This is a genomic window from Pseudarthrobacter woesei (assembly GCF_055412745.1).
In genome coordinates this window covers 13,273-31,124 of the sequence record NZ_JBVAYU010000015.1, presented here as the reverse complement: position 1 = coordinate 31,124, position 17,852 = coordinate 13,273, and the positions used below count along the sequence as shown (strand labels likewise).

General features: G+C 67.0%; 19 protein-coding genes and 1 tRNA gene. 11 read left to right on the top strand and 9 right to left on the bottom strand.

Annotation, left to right across the window (positions count from 1 at the left end):
- Nucleotides 1-3: 3 nt before the first annotated feature.
- The 5 genes from ACZYZE_RS16825 to tmk form a co-directional block, all read right to left on the bottom strand.
- A complete protein-coding gene (locus ACZYZE_RS16825; RefSeq protein WP_463908999.1) occupies nucleotides 4-501 on the bottom strand; it encodes a hypothetical protein in 498 nt (165 codons plus the stop codon).
- 107 nt (nucleotides 502-608) lie between these two features.
- Nucleotides 609-681 (bottom strand) — tRNA-Thr (locus tag ACZYZE_RS16820).
- A gap of 114 nt (nucleotides 682-795) precedes the next feature.
- Entirely contained in the window at nucleotides 796-2,361 is a 1,566-nt protein-coding gene (locus tag ACZYZE_RS16815; RefSeq protein WP_463908997.1) for an alpha/beta hydrolase, read from the bottom strand.
- Between the two features lie 62 nt (nucleotides 2,362-2,423).
- A complete protein-coding gene (locus ACZYZE_RS16810; RefSeq protein ID WP_463908995.1) occupies nucleotides 2,424-3,566 on the bottom strand; it encodes a DNA polymerase III subunit delta' in 1,143 nt (380 codons plus the stop codon).
- Nucleotides 3,563-4,219 carry a dTMP kinase gene (gene tmk / locus ACZYZE_RS16805; protein WP_459319533.1) on the bottom strand — a complete coding sequence of 219 codons (657 nt, stop codon included), beginning with the start codon at nucleotides 4,217-4,219 and terminating at the stop codon, nucleotides 3,563-3,565. Before tmk ends, ACZYZE_RS16810 begins: the two co-directional genes overlap by 4 nt.
- A gap of 87 nt (nucleotides 4,220-4,306) precedes the next feature.
- On the opposite strand from tmk, the gene ACZYZE_RS16800 reads away from it, so the two are divergent.
- Nucleotides 4,307-5,503 (top strand): trans-sulfuration enzyme family protein, encoded by a 1,197-nt coding sequence (locus ACZYZE_RS16800; protein ID WP_459319534.1) that lies wholly within the window; start codon nucleotides 4,307-4,309, stop codon nucleotides 5,501-5,503.
- A gap of 9 nt (nucleotides 5,504-5,512) precedes the next feature.
- Complete coding sequence (locus ACZYZE_RS16795; RefSeq protein WP_459319535.1) at nucleotides 5,513-5,866, top strand: DUF2516 family protein; 354 nt, start codon at nucleotides 5,513-5,515, stop codon at nucleotides 5,864-5,866.
- 16 nt (nucleotides 5,867-5,882) lie between these two features.
- On the opposite strand, the gene ACZYZE_RS16790 is transcribed toward ACZYZE_RS16795, so the two are convergent.
- Entirely contained in the window at nucleotides 5,883-6,731 is an 849-nt protein-coding gene (locus ACZYZE_RS16790; RefSeq protein WP_463908993.1) for a class I SAM-dependent methyltransferase, read from the bottom strand.
- A 143-nt stretch (nucleotides 6,732-6,874) separates the two neighbouring features.
- On the opposite strand from ACZYZE_RS16790, the gene ACZYZE_RS16785 reads away from it, so the two are divergent.
- Complete coding sequence (locus tag ACZYZE_RS16785; RefSeq protein ID WP_459319537.1) at nucleotides 6,875-7,621, top strand: phosphoglyceromutase; 747 nt, start codon at nucleotides 6,875-6,877, stop codon at nucleotides 7,619-7,621.
- A gap of 76 nt (nucleotides 7,622-7,697) precedes the next feature.
- On the opposite strand, the gene phoU is transcribed toward ACZYZE_RS16785, so the two are convergent.
- Nucleotides 7,698-8,360: a phosphate signaling complex protein PhoU gene (phoU, locus tag ACZYZE_RS16780; protein WP_459319538.1), complete on the bottom strand. Its 663-nt coding sequence runs from the start codon at nucleotides 8,358-8,360 to the stop codon at nucleotides 7,698-7,700.
- 207 nt (nucleotides 8,361-8,567) lie between these two features.
- On the opposite strand from phoU, the gene ACZYZE_RS16775 reads away from it, so the two are divergent.
- Together ACZYZE_RS16775 and ACZYZE_RS16770 are read left to right on the top strand one after the other, a co-directional pair.
- Nucleotides 8,568-9,806, top strand: a complete 1,239-nt coding sequence (locus tag ACZYZE_RS16775; RefSeq protein WP_463909046.1) for a sensor histidine kinase — start codon at nucleotides 8,568-8,570, stop codon at nucleotides 9,804-9,806.
- Nucleotides 9,803-10,483, top strand: a complete 681-nt coding sequence (locus tag ACZYZE_RS16770) for a response regulator (RefSeq protein WP_459319539.1) — start codon at nucleotides 9,803-9,805, stop codon at nucleotides 10,481-10,483. The genes ACZYZE_RS16775 and ACZYZE_RS16770 overlap by 4 nt, the downstream gene beginning before the upstream one ends.
- 130 nt (nucleotides 10,484-10,613) lie before the next feature.
- Here ACZYZE_RS16770 and ACZYZE_RS16765 read toward each other — a convergent pair whose 3' ends face one another.
- Complete coding sequence (locus ACZYZE_RS16765) at nucleotides 10,614-11,156, bottom strand: hypothetical protein (protein ID WP_463909044.1); 543 nt, start codon at nucleotides 11,154-11,156, stop codon at nucleotides 10,614-10,616.
- 304 nt (nucleotides 11,157-11,460) lie between these two features.
- Between ACZYZE_RS16765 and ACZYZE_RS16760 the strand changes: the two genes are divergently transcribed.
- The 6 genes from ACZYZE_RS16760 (at nucleotide 11,461) to rlmB (ending at nucleotide 16,410) form a co-directional block, all read left to right on the top strand.
- Nucleotides 11,461-11,943 carry a CarD family transcriptional regulator gene (locus tag ACZYZE_RS16760; protein ID WP_024367191.1) on the top strand — a complete coding sequence of 161 codons (483 nt, stop codon included), beginning with the start codon at nucleotides 11,461-11,463 and terminating at the stop codon, nucleotides 11,941-11,943.
- A gap of 114 nt (nucleotides 11,944-12,057) precedes the next feature.
- Nucleotides 12,058-12,876: a 2-C-methyl-D-erythritol 4-phosphate cytidylyltransferase gene (gene ispD / locus ACZYZE_RS16755; RefSeq protein WP_463908990.1), complete on the top strand. Its 819-nt coding sequence runs from the start codon at nucleotides 12,058-12,060 to the stop codon at nucleotides 12,874-12,876.
- A gap of 2 nt (nucleotides 12,877-12,878) precedes the next feature.
- On the top strand, nucleotides 12,879-13,376 hold the full coding sequence (gene ispF, locus ACZYZE_RS16750; RefSeq protein ID WP_459319541.1) for a 2-C-methyl-D-erythritol 2,4-cyclodiphosphate synthase: 498 nt from the start codon (nucleotides 12,879-12,881) through the stop codon (nucleotides 13,374-13,376).
- A gap of 67 nt (nucleotides 13,377-13,443) precedes the next feature.
- Entirely contained in the window at nucleotides 13,444-13,773 is a 330-nt protein-coding gene (locus ACZYZE_RS16745; protein ID WP_459319542.1) for a hypothetical protein, read from the top strand.
- Between the two features lie 58 nt (nucleotides 13,774-13,831).
- A complete protein-coding gene (gene cysS / locus ACZYZE_RS16740; RefSeq protein WP_463908987.1) occupies nucleotides 13,832-15,289 on the top strand; it encodes a cysteine--tRNA ligase in 1,458 nt (485 codons plus the stop codon).
- Between the two features lie 134 nt (nucleotides 15,290-15,423).
- Nucleotides 15,424-16,410: a 23S rRNA (guanosine(2251)-2'-O)-methyltransferase RlmB gene (gene rlmB, locus ACZYZE_RS16735; RefSeq protein WP_459319544.1), complete on the top strand. Its 987-nt coding sequence runs from the start codon at nucleotides 15,424-15,426 to the stop codon at nucleotides 16,408-16,410.
- A 591-nt stretch (nucleotides 16,411-17,001) separates the two neighbouring features.
- Here rlmB and ACZYZE_RS16730 read toward each other — a convergent pair.
- Nucleotides 17,002-17,850 carry a carbon-nitrogen hydrolase family protein gene (locus tag ACZYZE_RS16730; protein WP_463908985.1) on the bottom strand — a complete coding sequence of 283 codons (849 nt, stop codon included), beginning with the start codon at nucleotides 17,848-17,850 and terminating at the stop codon, nucleotides 17,002-17,004.
- Nucleotides 17,851-17,852 lie beyond the last annotated feature (2 nt).

Here is a 17,852-nt window from a genome sequence, read left to right as displayed (position 1 = left end):
TGCCTAGGCGGGTCGCCGCAGGCTGATAGCCGCCCAGCCGGTCATCAGCAGTCCGCCGAGCGCCAGCAGCAACGCACCGGGCACACTCCCGTCCTCTTCTTCGGAGGTCTTCGGCGCGGCGGTCGCCCCGGGATTTCCTGATGGTGTGGCCGTCGGGAGGGCGGGAACGGCGGGTGCAGCCGGCGGTGAAACCGCTCCAGGGTCTGCTGCCGGGGCCACGGTCGCTTGCCGGCCGGCGGCCGGCGTGGGCCCGGGAGCTGCGGGAGGCTGCGCCGGCGGCACCACCGGAGTCGTCGTCGGCGGTGCGGTGCTGCTCGCCGTCGGGGACGGGGTCGGGCTCGCAACCGGCCGGGTGGGGGCGGGCGGGCAGATCAGCACCGGGATGACACCACCGATCGTCCCGCAGGGCTCGGCCACGGCGGGCAACGCCAGGACGAGCGGCGTCAACGCGAGGGTCAGGGCAATTGCGGAAGCGTAGCCGGCCTTCTTGTTGATCTTCACCCGGACCATCGTAGGGGCTTCATACGGCCGATCGGGGATATCCGGGGCTTGACCAATGCTTAAAGCAGAACGCCGGCCAGAATCATCTGGCCGGCGTTCATAGTTCGAGCTTCCTGCCAGAATCGAACTGGCGACCTTCTCATTACGAGTGAGACGCTCTACCAACTGAGCTAAGGAAGCAACCACACGAAACCCGGCGAACCGGGCGGATCATGCAAGAGATAACTGTAATGGAGTCCCGGCGCCCGGGTCAAAATGAGCTGCTGCGGGTCGCTCAAAAGCCCCCGTCGAGCCTCAGCAGACGGTGTTGTCTGCCGGTGACTTCCCGTCCACGAGATAGCCGTCCACAGCCTTGGCGATGCAATCGTTGGAGCGGCCGTAGGCGGTGTGCCCCTCGCCCTGCCACGTCAGCAGCGAGGCATTGCCGAGCTGCTTGCGCAGCGAGCCGGCCCATTCCACCGGGGTCGCCGGATCGCCGGTGGTCCCCACCACCAGAATTTCGGTTGAACCCGTGTACTCCGCCGGGGCCGGCGTCCGGACGTTCTTGTACGGCCAGTCCGCGCAGTTCGTGCCGCCGTAGGCGAAGGAGTAGCCCAGGGTGGGGGAGTCCTGGCGCAACTGCTGCTCGTCGGCCCGCATGCCGGCGGTGTCCGTCACCATGGGGTAGTCCAGGCAGTTGACGGCGGTGAAAGCAAATGTCGAATTCGCGGAGTAGCTGCCGTTCGGCTCCCGGTCCGCGCCGAGGTCGGCGAGCCGAAGCATCGGCGTCACGTCGCCCTTCAACACGCTATCCAGGGCCTGCGTAAGCACGGGCCAGTTGTCATCGTTGTAGAACGGCAGGATAAAGCCGCTGACAAACGTGGAGGCGGTGACCACCCTGCCGTCCTTCGCAGACCTCGGGTCCGCCTCCACAGCCGTGATGATGTCCTGGATCTGGCCGACGGCCTCCTCCGGGGTGCCGCTGAGGGGGCAGCCGTTGTCCTCGAGGCAATGCTTCACGTAGGCCAGGATGGCCTTCTCGAAGGCCTTGGCCTGGCCGCTGGTGAGTTCTTCATAGCTGAGGGACGGGTCCAGGGCGCCATCGAGAACCATCCGGCCAACGTTGTCCGGGAACAGCGAGGCGTAGGTGGAGCCGAGGAAGGTGCCATAGGAGTAGCCGAGGTAGTTCAGCTTGCTGTCATTGAGCACACCGCGCAGAATGTCGAGATCCTTGGCGGCGCTGGCTGTGTCGACGTGGCCGAGCACGGGGCCGGTCTTTTCGGCACACTTGGCGGCGATTACCTTGTTGTCTGCGATGGCCTGGACCAGCCCGGCGTCCGTGTCAAGTTCATAGATCTTCGCTCGGGACGCGTCGCGCTCCTGGTCGGTGAGACACGTGACCGGGGCCGAGCGTTTCACGCCGCGCGGATCGAAACCGACGATGTCGTAGTTGGAGCGAACCTGCTCCGAGATGTTAGTGGCACCGGCATCCCGGACGAAGTCATAGCCTGAACCGCCGGGGCCGCCCGGGTTGACCAGCAGGCTGCCCTTCTTGCTGTTGTTCTTGGTGGACAGCTTGAGCGCGGCAATTTCGATGCTCCCGCCGTCCGGCTTGCTGTAGTCCAGCGGGACCTTGATCTTGGCGCACTTGAAGTCGTTCTCGCAGTCGGTCCAGTTCACCTGCTGCGTGTAGAAGCTCCGGAGCTCGGCGGGGGCCGCGGCCGCGATCGCCGGATCGGGCTTGCCTGCGTCTTTGGACCCGCTGTCGCCGCCAAAGAGAGTGCACGATGCAAGCACCATGGCCAGGGCCATGGCGCCGACAGCCCGCACGCCGATCGCTACGGATCGGAATCTGGCGGGCGCTTCTCGTGCAGACTTCATGCGGTTCTCCTCGGAGGATTGGAACGGGGCGAAGGGCGGGTCAGGACCGGGACGGTCAGGGATCAGATGAGGCTGCTGGCCATGGACTCGACGGCCAGCAGCGGAGCCACATTGGTGGTGGTGATCCGTGTGCGGGCCTTGTTGATGGCGTCCATGCGGGCCAGGGTGGTCTCGGCGGTGGAGTGGCGGGCGAATTCGTCGAGTTCGCTCCTCAGTTCAACGTTGACGAGTTCGACGGCGTTCCCCATCTGGATGATCAGGACATCACGGTAGAAGGACAGCAGGTCGGTCAAGGTGCGGTCTAGGGAATCCGTGACGGATCTTTTGGCGCGGCGCTTCTGGTCGTCCTCCAGTTGCTTCACCTGGCCCCGCATGGCCGGCGGCAGCGTGCCGCTTTCGGGGGCGCCCAGGGTGGCGAGCAATGCCACCTTTTCGGCGGCGTCGCGCTCATCGTTGGAGCTGTTGGCTTCCTCGGTGGCGATCTTGACCAGCTTTTCCGCCATCAGGACTGCGGCCGTGACGCCGCGGAGGCCCAGCGGGAACCGCACGGTCTCGAGCCGGCGCTCCCGGGCGTCCGGATCCCGGGCGAGACGGCGGGCGATCCCGACGTGGCTCTGCGCGGCCCGGGCTGCACGTTCCGCGACAGCCGGGTCCACGCCGTCGCGCTTGACCAGCAGGGCCGCGACATCGGCGGGGGGCGGAAGCCGGAGCGCCACCGGCCGGCAGCGGGAACGGATGGTCACGAGCACATCGGCCGGGGACGGGGCACACAGCATCCAGATGGTCCGCGGGGTGGGCTCCTCGATGGCCTTGAGCAGCACATTGGTGGTGCGTTCGGCCATCCGGTCCGCGTCCTCCACCACGATGATGCGCCAGCGGGCCGAGGAGGGCCGGTTCCCCGCCGTCGAGACGAGTTCGCGTGCCTCATCGATGGTGATGGTAACTTTTTCGGTCCGCACGAAGGCCACGTCGGAGTGGGTCTCGCCGAGGATGGTCAGGCAGGCCGCGCAGTCCCCGCAGCCGCGCAGGCCGACGTCTGCCTGGTCGCAGTTCAACGCGGCGGCAAAGGCCTTGGCCGCGTTGGACCGGCCGGAACCGGGCGGGCCGGTGAAGAGCCAGGCATGGGTGGGTCCCTCGCCCTGGGCAGCCTGGCGCAGTTGGGCGACGACGGCGGGCTGGCCCTGCAGGTCATCCCAGACGGTCATGCGGTCACGCTGCGCGGGAGCGGCAGCAGGGACCCGACGCGCTCGAGGATCCGTGCGGCGAGCTCGTCAACCGGAAGATGGGCCGGGAGTACTAGGTACTTCTCCGGCCGGGCCGCGGCGAGGTCGAGGAAGGCGGTCCGGATCCTGGCATGGAATTCATCGGCCTCCGATTCAAGGCGGTCTTCGGCGGCGTCCCCCGCGGTGCGGCGGCGGCGGCCCACCTCCGGGTCGACGTCGAGCAGTACCGTCAGATCCGGCTGCAGGCCTGAGGTGGCCCAATCGTTGATATCGCGGACAGCTTCGGTGCCAAGGTCGCGGCCGGCGCCCTGGTAGGCCACCGAGGAGTCGATGTAGCGGTCGGTGAGGACGATCTCGCCGCGGTCCAGGGCGGGACGGATGACCTGGCCGGCGTGGGCGGCGCGGGACGCCGCGAAGATGAGGGCCTCGGTGTGGGCATCGATGTGGCCGTGGCCGTGGTCCAGCACGAGGGAGCGTAACTTTTCGCCGATCGGAGTGCCGCCCGGTTCGCGGGTCCGCAGCACGGTGAGGCCGCGCGACTCAAGGGCCCCGGCCAGCGCTGCCGCCTGCGTGGACTTGCCTGCGCCGTCGCCGCCTTCGAAGGCGATAAACAGTCCGGAGTTCTGGGTAGTCACTGTTCTAGAGTACCGACAATCACCGACATCCTAGTGCCCGGCGCAACGCCTTCGCGGCCCTCCGCGGCGCCGAAGTACCCTGTGAGCATGAGTCTTTCCGAAGAACAGGCAGCCTCGCTCTCCGCCGAAACAGTGGTCGTGGCCGCCGGCCGTCCACCACGGGAGCGCGACCAGCCGGTCAACCCTCCGCTGGTGCTGTCCTCCACCTATTTCGGCACGGGGCCCCTCGGCGACGGCGACCGCGGCTACGGCCGTTATTCCAACCCCACCTGGGACCCGTTCGAGGAAGCCCTGGCCCAGCTTGAGGGCGCCGGCCTGCCCGGCCTGCTCTACGCCTCGGGGCTGGCCGCCGTCAGCTCCGCCCTGTCCCTGGTCCCCGCGCAGGGAGTGCTCGTGATGCCCTCGCACAGCTACGCCGGTTCGCTGGTGATGGCCACGGAGCTGGCGGAGAAGGGCTTCCTGGAACTGCGCACCGTCGACATCGCGGACACCGACGCCGTCCGGGCACAGCTCGCGCCGGCGGACGGGAAAGCCGCCAGCATGCTCTGGCTGGAGAGCCCCACCAATCCGATGCTCGGCGTCGCGGACATCCGTGCGCTGGCCGCTTCGGCGCACGCCGCGGGCGCCGTCGTCGTCACGGACAACACCTTCTCCACGCCACTCGTGCAGCAGCCGCTCGCGCTGGGGTCCGACGTCGTACTGCATTCGGTGACAAAGTATCTCTCCGGCCACTCCGACGTCGTACTGGGCGCCCTCGTGACGTCCGACGCCGGCCTCCGCGCCACGCTGCTGCACCACCGCACTATCCACGGCGGGATCGCCGGACCCTTTGAGGCGTGGCTGGCGTTGCGCGGACTGCGCACCCTGGCGCTGCGGGTGGAGCGCTCGCAGGCCTCGGCGGCCGTGCTGGCCGGGCGGCTGAGCAACCATCCGCGGGTCTCCGGCATCCGGTTCCCGGGTCTCGCCACGGACCCCGGCCACGAGCGGGCCAAGTCCCAGATGAAGGGCTTCGGCTCCGTGCTCTGCGTTGAGATTGCCCCGGTTGGCGCTGCGGACGGCGGACTGAGCGGTGCCGACGCGGCGGACCGGATGATCCGGGCGCTGCGGCTGTGGCTGCCGGCCACCTCGCTGGGCGGCGTGGAATCCCTGATCGAACGGCGCCGCCGGCACACGGCCGAGCCGGCCAGTGTTCCCGACAACCTCGTCCGGATGAGCGTCGGAATCGAAAACGTCGAGGACCTGTGGGCCGATTTGGAGCAGGCATTCGCCGTGCTGGGCGGCTAGGCTGGGGGCATGGACGGAAGAGCGCTTATCTACTATGCCGAAACAGGGATCTATTTTCTCCTTGCCCTCGTAGCCCTCGCCATCGAGGTGTGGGCCTTCTTCGACTGCCTCCGCCACAAGGGCCCGGTCTTTGAAGCCGTGTCCAAGCGGACCAAAACCTTCTGGCTGGCCCTGACCGGCGGCGCGCTGGCCATCGGCCTGCTCTCCCTGCTGGGTGGCGGCGGCGGGCTCCTCGGACCGCTGGGCCTGTTCGGACTCGCGGCTGTCACCGCGGCGTCCGTATACCTGGCCGACGTCCGCCCCGCCGTCAAGGATGCGGGCAGCGGCGGCACCCGGAACGTAGGCCCCTACGGTCCCTGGTGACCTAGTTCCCTAGCGTCTAAAGGGCGGGCGCCACGGCGTCCCAGCCCACGGTCAGCTCGCCCAGGCGCCAGCGCGAGGGCCCGTCCCGGACCGGCCAGCCGGCGTCGAGCAGTGACCGGCACATGGCCGACCAGCGCTGCCGGTTCCCGAACGATGCCAGCGGCGCGGCCGCCAGCCAGGCCTGGTCCATCGCCTGCAGGTAGGAATGAATCTTCTCGCCCGGCACATTCCGGTGGATGAGGGCCTTCGGCAGCCGTTCCGCCACCTCCGAGGGCACGGTGAAACTGCCGAACCGCATGGACAGGCTCAGGCTCAGCGGCTTCTCGGCGTCGAGCGCCACCCAGGTGACGCGGCGGCCGATCTCATCGCAGGTGCCGTCAATGAACAGGCCGTCCGGGGCCAGCCGCCCCTGCACCAGCCGCCAGAGGCCTGCGACGTCGCGCTCCTCGTACTGCCGCAGCACGTTGAACGCGCGCACCAGCACCGGACGGCCGGGCACCGGCAATTCGAAGCCGCCCAACCGGAAGCTGAGTCCCGGGCGTTCCAGTTCCTTGGCCAGCCGGACCCGCTCGGGCTCGATCTCGATGCCGACCACGCGCACGTCCGGACGGATCACGCAAAGGCGGTCAAAGAGTTCGACGGCGGTGGCCGGGGAGGCGCCGTAACCGAGGTCCACGACGAGGGGATCGGCCGCGGCGCGCAACCGCCAGGCCTGGGGTCCGGTCAGCCAGCGGTCCAGACGGCGCATCCGGTTCGGGTTCGTGGTGCCGCGGGTAACGTTGCCGACCGGCCTGCCTGCCCGGGAACCGCTGTTCGCCCCGCCCTGGTTCCGGGGGGACTGCACCCGTTCAGCCTTCTGCACCACATCCCCACCTTATCCTCCAACGCGGGGTCACTTCCGGCCCATGCGGGGCCCCGGGATGGGCCGGAAGTGACCCCGCGTTGGAGTGGTGGCGGCGGAATGTAACGCTCGGCGCCGTCCGTGACGGCTCGGCTAGGATAAAAACCATGACTTACAAGCTGATTCTGCTGCGCCACGGCCACAGCGAATGGAACGCCAAGAACCTGTTCACCGGCTGGGTGGACGTTGACCTGAACGACCAGGGCCGTGCTGAGGCGGTTCGCGGCGGCGAGCTTCTCGTGGAGAGCAACATCCTCCCGGACATCCTCTACACCTCCGTGTTGAAGCGGGCCATCAACACGGCCAACCTGACCCTTGAGAAGGCGGACCGCGGCTGGATCCCCGTCAAGCGCGACTGGCGTCTCAACGAGCGCCACTATGGTGCGCTGCAGGGCAAGGACAAGGCCCAGACCCTCGCCGAATACGGCGAAGAGCAGTTCATGACCTGGCGCCGCTCCTACGACACGCCGCCGCCGCCGCTGGCCGACGATTCCGAATTCTCCCAGGTGGGGGACCCGCGCTACAAAGACCTCGGCGACGCCATGCCCCGCACCGAGTGCCTCAAGGACGTCCTCGTCCGTCTGATGCCGTACTGGGAATCGGACATCAAGGAAGACCTCAAGGCAGGCAAGACCGTGCTGGTCACCGCGCACGGCAACTCGCTGCGCGCCCTCGTCAAGCACCTTGACGGCATCAGCGACGAGGCCATCGCCGGCCTGAATATCCCCACAGGCATCCCGCTCGTGTACGAACTGGACGAGAACTTCCAGCCGCTCAACCCGGGCGGCACCTACCTAGACCCCGAGGCCGCCGCCGTGGCCATCCAGGCAGTCGCCAACCAGGGCAAGAAGTAGGTTCACCGGATTTAACGACGGCGGCCGGTCACCCCCAAGGTGACTGGCCGCCGTCGTGTGTGCCGCAAAAGCGGTGTTAGCTGTGTTCGATGCTGTTCGGCTGCCAGGCGCCGGTGACCAGGTAGGTGACCTTCTGCGCCACCGAGACGCCATGGTCCGCGAAGCGCTCGAAGTAGCGGCTGGCCAGGGCGACATCGACGGTGGTGGCCGGGGACTCCTGCCAGTCGCTGCGGGCGATCTCCTTGAAGACGCTGAGGTGCAGATCATTGACGGCGCTGTTGGCCTTCATGATGTCCCGGGCGACTTCGAGGTCGCGGGTTTCCAGCAGAACGGTGAGCTTGCTGGCGATCAGCGCGTCCTGCTCGGCGAAGCTCTTGAACGTCTCCTGCAGCCGGGCGGGCACCACTGTGGCCGGGTAGCGCAGACGTGAGAGCTGGGCGAGGTGGCGGGCAAGGTCCCCCATGCGCTCAAGCGAGGCGCTCATCCGGAGCGCGCCGACGAGCATCCTCAGGTCGCTGGCCACCGGGCCCTGCAGAGCAAGGATGTCGATGGCGCGTTCGTCGAGGCTGTTCTGCAGGAAGTCGATCCGGGCATCGGCCGCGATGACGTCCTCGGCCAGATCGATGTCGGCGCCTTCGAAGGCAGTTGAGGCCTTCTCAATGGCCTCACTGACCAGCTTGGAGATTTCGACGAGCTGCTCCCCAACCTGGGCGAGCTCTTCCTGAAAAACCTTACGCACGTGTGCGTCCTTTCCTCGGAAATATTGCCCGTCACCACAGTGGCGGGCCTATTTCGGTTCACCTGGCGGCGCTTCAACTGTCAACTCTTGCAGTGTCCGGTGAACTGTTACGCCCCAATAGATGAACGTTAGCTGAACCGGAACCGGAATAGCAGGAGATTACGGTTCCCGCCGTGGGCCACAGCATAAGCTGGAGCCGTGGATCCAATGCTCATCGGCGTGATTGCCGGCCTGATCGGCCTGTCTCTTGGCATGTTTGGCGCGCTCGCATTCCGGGTCAGCGAGCAGCAGCGCAAGCTGGTGGACGTTGAGTTCGAGGACCCGTCAATCCCCGAGGGCGCGGCCCAGGTGCTGGCCGTGATCGGCCGGGCCTTCGTGGTGGTGGACGCGATCGACGGCGTCGTCCGGGCAAGTCCCGCCGCGTACGCCTACGGCCTGGTGCGAGGCCACACCGTGGTGCACCAGCAGCTGCTGGAGATGACGGCCAAGGTCCGGCGTGACGGCGTCATCGTCGAAAAGCGGCTCGAACTGCCGCGCGGTCCGCTGGGCCAGGGCACCATCGTGGTCCAGGTCCGTGCCGCCATGGTGGCCGAGGAATACATCCTCCTGCTGGCCGATGACCGGACCGAATTCACCCGCACCGAGGAAGTCCGGAACGACTTCGTGGCTAACGTCTCGCATGAGCTCAAGACGCCGGTCGGAGCCATCTCGCTGCTGGCGGAGGCCCTTGAGTCCTCCGCTGACGATCCGGCGGCAGTGCGGCGCTTTGCCAAACGCATGCACAAGGAATCCGCCCGGCTGGCGGCCCTTGTGCAGGACATCATCGAACTCTCCCGGCTGCAGGGCGCCAATGTTGCCCAGCAGGGACGGCCTGTTGACATCAACACGGTGGTGTCCGAGGCCGTGGACCGTTCCCAGCTCCCGGCCGAGAGCAAGAACATCGACCTCGTCGTCGGCGGCCACCCGGACGCGATGGTCTACGGCGACCAGGACCTGCTCGTGACCGCGCTCCGGAACCTGATCGACAACGCCATCCGCTACTCGCCGGAAAACACCAGGGTGGGCGTGGGGGTGCGGGCCAAGGACGGACTTGTCTCGGTGTCGGTGACGGACCAGGGTGAAGGGCTCAGCCCCGAAGACCAGGAGCGCGTCTTTGAACGCTTCTACCGCGTGGATGCCGCCCGTTCGCGCCACACCGGCGGCACGGGCCTGGGCCTGAGCATCGTCAAGCACGTCATCTCCAACCACGGCGGCGAAGTGACCCTCTGGTCACAGCCGGGGCAGGGCTCCACATTCACCGTCCGGCTTCCGGAGATGGAAGGCCAGGACGATGCCGGGGCACCCGCGGCACGCAAACCCGCCGCGCAGGCCGGCACCGCGGCGCAGGCCGCCACCCCCCAATCTAGCGACGCCGCCGGCGTCCACGAACAAGGAGCTAGCGCTTGAGCAGGATCTTGATAGTCGAGGACGAAGAATCGTTCAGCGACCCGCTGTCCTATCTGTTGGGCAAAGAAGGGTTTGAGGTTGCGGTCGTCGACAACGGGCTGGATGCCATCACCGAATTCGACCGCAATGGCGCCGACCTGGTCCTCCTGGACCTGCAGCTGCCCGGACAGTCCGGCACCGAAGTCTGCCGCCAGCTGCGGCAGCGCTCCTCCGTTCCGGTGATCATGCTGACGGCCAAGGACTCGGAAATCGACAAGGTCGTGGGGCTCGAGCTGGGCGCCGACGACTATGTCACCAAGCCATACTCGTCCCGCGAGCTGGTAGCCCGTGTCCGGGCGGTGCTCCGCCGCCAGAGCGAACCCGAGGAACTGGTCTCCAGTACCGTGCAAGCCGGTCCGGTCCGAATGGACATCGAACGGCACGTCGTCAGCGTCGGCGGCGAGCAGGTCTCGCTGCCGCTGAAGGAATTTGAACTGCTGGAGATGCTGCTGCGGAACTCCGGGCGGGTGCTAACCCGGGGGCAGCTGATCGACCGGGTCTGGGGCTCGGACTATGTGGGGGACACCAAGACCCTCGACGTTCACGTCAAACGGCTGCGCGGCAAGGTGGAGCCGGACCCTTCGGCGCCGCGTTTCCTGATCACCGTCCGCGGGCTGGGCTACAAGTTCGAGCCTTAAGGGGCCCTTGCCCCGGCGGCCGCCGGGCCCAGAGACCGGCACGAAGCCGGCGCAAAGCATCGACAGCAGAGGAGGGGCACCCGGACCGGGTGCCCCTCCTCTGCTGTTCAGGCTCTTTTGCTTGTGGAGACTAGTGGTTCGCCGTGGCGCTCGGCGAGGGGGTCGACGTCGGCGTGGCCGAGCCGGTGGGCTCGCTGCCGGCCGGCAGGTATTGCTTGTAGTCGGCGATGGTGTCATCCAGGACAGGAACCTTGAACTTGGCGGTCTGGTTGGTGCCGTCTTCCCGGATGCTGAGCTCGACAACGGAACCCGGGGCGCCGCCGGTGGTGCTGAGGATGGCCTCGTCCGTGGACTCATTGAGCAAGGTGTAGGAGTTCGGCTTGACCGGAACCTGGGTCTGCGAGCCGCCGGCACCGCTGATGGTTAGCTTCACATCGCTGGAGGAGGAGTTATAGACGGCGCCGATCACACGGCCCGGCTTGTCCTCGCCGGCGGAGATGATCATCATGTTGCGGAGCTGCAGCGGGCCGAGGTCCGTAAGTGTGCCGTCCGACGCCGAGTACTGCTCGGAGGTCTGCTGGGGATTGATGTAGCCGCAGCCGGTTACCGACAGCAGGCCGATGCCAAGTGCCGCCGTTGCCATTGCCAGCTTGCCGCGCTGGCCCCGATTCATCGCAGTGAAACGCACGTCACGCACTCCTTGAGAGTCTTGAAACAGTATTCAGCCATAGCCTATCCGTAATCGTCGGCAAACGAGGATTCGGCCAGTACACATTGGCGCCGGCCCGGCGCCTGGCCGGGAAGGCGCCGACCCTTGGCAACGACGGGGCGATGCACTAATATCCGCATTCGTCAAGAGGGTGTTGGGGGTCGGTTAAGGCCATTTTCCCCGGATTCATGCGGTTCGCGGGCACGATCCATGGCAGTCATATGCCTTAAGCGTGATAAACTGGTCTGCGGGAAAGGGGAATGTCCACATGGTTTTTGAGGTCGGCGAGACAGTAGTTTACCCTCACCACGGTGCAGCCAAAATTGAAGAAATCAAGATGCGCACTGTCAAGGGCGAAGAGAAGATGTATCTCAAGCTCAAGGTGGCTCAGGGTGATCTGACCATTGAAGTTCCAGCAGAAAACGTTGACCTAGTTGGGGTCCGGGACGTAGTGGGCAAAGAAGGTCTGGAGCACGTGTTTGAAGTGCTGCGGGCCGAGTTCACTGAAGAACCCACCAACTGGTCACGTCGATACAAGGCAAACCTGGAAAAGCTTGCTTCCGGTGACGTCATCAAGGTGGCAGAGGTCGTCCGCGACCTGTGGCGCCGCGATCACGATCGGGGTCTCTCCGCAGGGGAGAAGCGCATGCTGGCCAAGGCCCGCCAGATTCTGATTTCAGAACTGGCCCTGGCTGAAAAGACTGATGAAGAGAAGGCTGCAAGCGTTCTCGACGAAGTCCTGGCTTCCTAACAAGAATTGAACCCCGGTAGCTGACGGCTGCCGGGGTTTCTTTTTGCCCAAATTCTTTCGGCAGACCCGCACCGGTGGGGGTGCGCCGGGCAGCCGGGACGTAGTCTTGAGCGCATGGACTCTGCATCGACCAACCCCGTCACCGCGGTCATTGTCGTGGCTGCCGGCTCCGGCCAGCGCCTGGGCTACGGAATGCCGAAAGCCAAGGTTCCGTTGGGCGGTGACAGTATCCTCATCCATGCCCTGCGCGGAGTTGCCGCCGCAGGCGTGGCCCAGCAGATCTGCGTGGCCATCCCGCCGGGCGATCCGGAACTGTACACACTTTGCGACGCCTTTGCCCAGGAGCTCAAGGCCGAACACCGGCTACACACAGCGTCGGGACAGGGGGCGCAGGTTCCGGTGGTGACAATCGTCGACGGCGGCGAAACGCGTGCCGATTCGGTCCGGGCCGCGATGGCGGCACTCCTTCCCGCCACGGAAGCCGTCCTGGTCCACGACGCCGCACGCGCCCTGACGCCCGAGTCCGTGTTCCACCGGGTGGCACAGGCCCTCGCCGCCGGCGCCCTGGCAGTCATCCCGGTAATACCCGTCGTCGACACCGTTAAGACGGTGGAACCGACCACCGGCGGGGGCGCCGCAATCGCCCCGGAACTGGTCACCGGCACCGCACCACGCGAGACCCTCCGCGCGGTGCAGACCCCGCAGGGCTTCGACCTCGCCACCCTGAAACGGGCCCACGACGCCGCGGCCCTGTTCGACGCAGGCCAGGCGGCCGCCGTCACCGACGACGCCATGCTGGTCGAGCTCCTCGGCGTCCCCGTCCACGCTGTGCGCGGGGCCAGCCAGTCGCTGAAGATCACAACACCGCTGGACCTGATCATCGCCGAGGGGCTCCTCGAAGGCCCGTTGGGCGCGCGCTGGGTGGAAGGCTGAGCATGTCCGGCGTTCCCATCATCCCGAGGACCGGGATCGGCATCGATGTCCACGCCTATGCCCCGGACGACGCAGCCCAGCCGCTCTGGCTCGGCGGGCTGTTCTGGGATGGGGAGCGGGGACTGTCCGGCCATTCCGACGGCGACCCCGTCGCCCATGCGGCCGCCGATGCCCTCTTCTCTGCCTGCGGAATCGGGGACCTCGGCACGCATTTCGGCACAGACCGGCCCGAGTATGCAGGGGCCTCGGGTGTGGCCTTACTGGCCGAGGCCGCCCGGATCGTCCGTGCCGCGGGCTTCGAGATCGGGAACATCGCCGTGCAGTTCGTCGCCAACCGGCCCAAGTTCGGTCCGCGCCGGGAGGAGTCCCAGCGCGTCCTCAGCGAGGCGGCAGGGGCCCCGGTCAGCGTCTCAGCCACCACAAGCGACGGCCTAGGTTTCACCGGCCGCGGCGAAGGCATCGCGGCGACGGCGACGGCGCTCGTCTACCCGTCGAACTAAGCGCGTCCGGGGTACGTCGCCTAGGCTGAAGCGGAACCCCCATTCCGCAAACTCCAGGAGACCTCCCGTGAAAAAGCTGCTGCCCGCCGTCGTTCTTACGACGGGACTGCTGCTGACCGGCTGCGCCGGGACGCCGAAGATGAGCGTCCCGGAGAGCTGTGCCTTCCTCAACAAGGACACCTTCGTCCCCACCGGAAACCAGCAACAAAAAGCCGACCAGATCGCCAGGCACTACCAGGAAGTCGCAGACAAGGTCGCTCCCGAGGTGGCGGCCCCCATCCAGAAGATGGCCGGCATCATGAAGCAGGTGGCCGGCACGTCGCTTGGGGCCGAGAGCGCCGAGCAGACCAAGCAGCTCACCGAACAGAACAACAAGATCGGCGAGTACTGCAAGTAAGTCCGGCAGCCCGTCGTCGCACGTCGGCGGCGGGAACCCCATCGGCTAATCTGGAGCGGTGACCCTGCGCTTCTATGACACTGCATCCGCCGAAGTCCGTGACTTCGTCCCCCTGATTCCGGGCAAAGTGAGCCTCTACTACTGCGGTGCCACGGTGCAGGGCAGGCCACACGTCGGGCACATCCGCTCAGCCATCGCCTTTGACCAGCTCACCCGCTGGCTGCAGTACCGCGGCTTCCGTGTCACCGCCGTCCGCAACGTCACGGACATCGACGACAAGATCCTGGCCAAATCGGCGGATTCCTTCGCCCCTGGCTTCGAGGGCGAGCCGGGTGCCGTCCGCGAGGAGGAATGGTGGGCGCTGGCCTACCGTTACGAGCAGGAATTCCTGGCGGCCTACGACACCCTGGGCGTCTCCCGCCCCACCTATGAGCCGCGCGCCACCGGCCACATCCCGGAAATGCACGCCCTGATCCAGCAGCTGATCGACCGCGGCCACGCCTACCCCGCCCTGGATAATTCCGGCGACGTGTACTTCGACGTGCGCTCCTGGGCCAAATACGGCTCACTGACCCGGCAAAAGATCGATGACATGCAGGGGGCCCCCGACGCTGACCCCCGGGGGAAGAAGGATCCGCGCGACTTCGCGCTCTGGAAAGGCCACAAGGAGGGGGAACCGACGACGGCGGGCTGGGCGTCGCCGTGGGGCACCGGCCGTCCCGGCTGGCACCTGGAATGCTCCGCGATGGTCACCAAGTACCTCGGCACCGAGTTCGACATCCACGGCGGCGGGCTGGACCTGAGGTTCCCGCACCACGAAAACGAGATGGCCCAGTCCCAGGCTGCGGGGCACGGCTTCGCCAACTTCTGGATGCACAACGGCATGGTCACTTATGCCGGCGAAAAGATGTCCAAGTCCATCGGCAACACCGTCAGTCCGGCCGAAATGCTGGAGCTCGCCCCGGCCCGGGTGGTGCGCTATTACCTGGGGCAGGCTCAGTACCGCTCGGTGCTTGACTACCAGCCGACATCGCTGCAGGAGGCTGCCGCCGCCGTCGAACGTATTGACGGGTTCATCAGCCGCGCCCTTCGGAGCACCATGACGCAGGACGGCGCTGTCGGCTTCTTCAGCTACGGCACAGTTCCGGATGCCTTCGCGGCAGCCATGGATGATGACCTCAATGTTCCGCAGGCCCTCGCGGTCCTGCACGACACAGTCCGTGCCGGCAACAGTGCCCTCACCGCCGGCGAGCTCGACGGCGCCCGGCAGTCACTCGCTTCCGTCACCGACATGCTGCGTGTCCTTGGTCTCAACGACACCGCCACCCCGGCCGTCGACACGGAGTCCAGCACCGCCCTCGGCGTCCTCATCGAGGCGCAGCTCGCGGCCAGGGCGCAGGCCCGCGCCAGCAAGGACTGGGCCGCCTCGGACGCCATCCGCGACACCCTCACTGCCGCCGGCGTCGTCGTCGAGGACGGCCCGGACGGCGCGGGCTGGAGCCTCAAGCGCGGCTGACAGGTCGGGCCGCCGGCGCCCGGAACGCACCCCGGACCTTGCCCGGCCACAGCCTGCGGTCGAGGATTTACCTCGAGTCAGTAGACTGGAGGTCAGACGTATCAACGAATCGCGTATCTAAAAGGGTGAAAATTATGGCCAACAATGGTCGCCGGTCGGTCAAACTGAAGAAGGGCCCCTCCGTCGGAACCGGCGGTCACGGCCGCAAGGCTCTGGAAGGAAAGGGCCCGACTCCCAAGGCGGAGGACCGTCCGTACCACAAGGCCCACAAGAACAAGCAACTCGCGGAACGCTCCGCGGCCAAGCACCCGGGAGCCCCGCGCAACGCCGGCGCCCGCTCCGGTCCCAAGGGCCGTGCCACCGAGGAAGTCGTCACCGGACGAAACTCGGTCGTCGAGGCCCTGCGCGCCGGCATCCCGGCCAAGGCCCTGCACGTTGCCATCCGCATCGAGATGGACGACCGGGTCAAGGAGTCCCTCAAGCTTGCCGCCGAGCGAGGCATCCCGCTGCTCGAGACTGGCAAGCCCGAGCTGGACCGGATGACGGACGATGCCATCCACCAGGGCCTTGTGCTGCAGATCCCGCCGTACGAATACCAGGACGCTTATGAGCTGGCCGAGCAGACGCTCGAGAGCTGGAAGCGCGGCCATGTGTCCAACGCCCCGCTCTTCGTCGCGCTCGACGGTATCACCGATCCGCGCAACCTCGGCGCCATCATCCGCTCGGTTTCGGCCTTCAGCGGCCACGGCGTCATCGTCCCGGAGCGCCGCTCCGTCGGCGTCACCGCCTCCGCCTGGAAGACCAGCGCCGGCGCCGCCGTCCGCGTCCCCGTGGCACGCGCCGCGAACCTTAACAACACCCTTAAGGCGTTCAAGAACATGGGCATCTATGTTCTGGGGCTCGACGGCGACGGCGACGTTTCGCTGCCAGACCTGGCCCTGGCCACCGAGCCGGTCTGCCTTGTCGTGGGTTCCGAGGGTAAGGGCCTGAGCCGACTGGTCCGCGAAAACTGCGACCAGATCGTCTCAATCCCGATCGACTCCGCCATGGAGTCGCTCAACGCCTCCATGGCCGTCGGCATCTCCCTCTACGAAATCTCCCGCCAGCGCGCCGCTAAGTAGTCCCCGCCGGGTTTTGGCTGGTCCGGCGTTTTGGTCGGGTCCGGCGGAACCGGCATGGACAACAAACGCTCCCTCTCATCTTGTGAGGGAGCGTTTATGGTTAAGCCGCGAAATGTGGGGGAGCGTTCGTCTTTAGTGCCCGGAACGAGGGGGATCCCTGATCCAACCGTGCCATCTGCTCAGGAGCGCGCCCTGTCCCAACAGGCCAGCAGATGGTGCCGCCGACAGCGAGCGGCTGGCTCTTGCCATGAGCACTGACCAGGGACGCGCAATTCCTCCCGCGACGCGCAATTGCCCTGTCGCTGCCGGAATGCCCGCAGCACCAGGGGATTTCCGCGTCGCCAGGCTGTATCCGCCGCGTAGGGGCATCTGCGGCGCCGGCGTCATGCCAACGGTATCCCGCGACGCGCAATCCTTGCCGCGACGCGCAATCCTTCCTGCGACGCGCAATTCCTCCCGCGATGCGCAGATGTCGTGGCGCTACCGGAATACCCGCAGCACCAGGGGATTTGCGCGTCGCCAGGCTGTATCCGCCGCGTCAGAGCATCAGGGGCGCCGTTGTCCGCGGGGAGACCCAGAATCTTGACCAGCCTAGAACCTGTGGCGGTTGGCGAGGACCGGGAGTTTGGTGCGGGCTTCCTTGACGACGGCGGGGTCCAGGTCCGCGAACAGCAGGCCGGGGGCGCCGTCGAGCTCGTCCAGGACTTCCCCGAACGGGGACACGACGACGGAGTGCCCGACGCCGGTGGGCGCCGCTCCCTTGGGGTCGATGCCCACGCTCGACGGGTCGCCCTGGCCGCAGGCGAGGACCAGGGTGGTGGAGTCTGCGGCGCGGGCGCGGGCCAGGAGCTTCCATTGCTCGGCCTTGCCGGGGCCGGAGCCCCAGGAAGCGCAGACAATGTTCACTTCGGCGCCGCGGTCAGCGTTTTCGGTGAACAGGTCCGGGAAACGGATGTCGTAGCAGGTGGCCAGGCCGAACGTTACGCCGTCGAGTTCAAAGACAACGGGCTGGTTGCCGGCGTCCACGGTATCCGACTCTGCGAAGCCGAACGCGTCGAAGAGGTGGATTTTGTCGTAGCTGGTGTCCACGCCGCGGCCGGTGACCAGCAGGGTGTTGCGCACCTTGCGGCGGGCGCCGATGTCGGCAGCCCCGGCGTCGGCAGCCCTGGCGCCGCCGTCGTCCGCGGTCCCCGGCGTGAACATTCCGGCGACGATCACGATGTCCTGCTCCGACGCGATCGCACGCACGCGCCCGGCCCACGGGCCGTCCAACGGCTCCGCAATGTCGAGCAGGGAGTTGCCGAAGGCGCGCATGGTCGCTTCGGGGAACACCACGAGCTGCGCGCCGCCTGCCTTGGCCCGGCCCGCATATTCGGCCACGAGGGCCAGATTTCCGGCAAGATCGCGCCCGGTGATGATTTGAGCCAGTGCAACCCGCACAA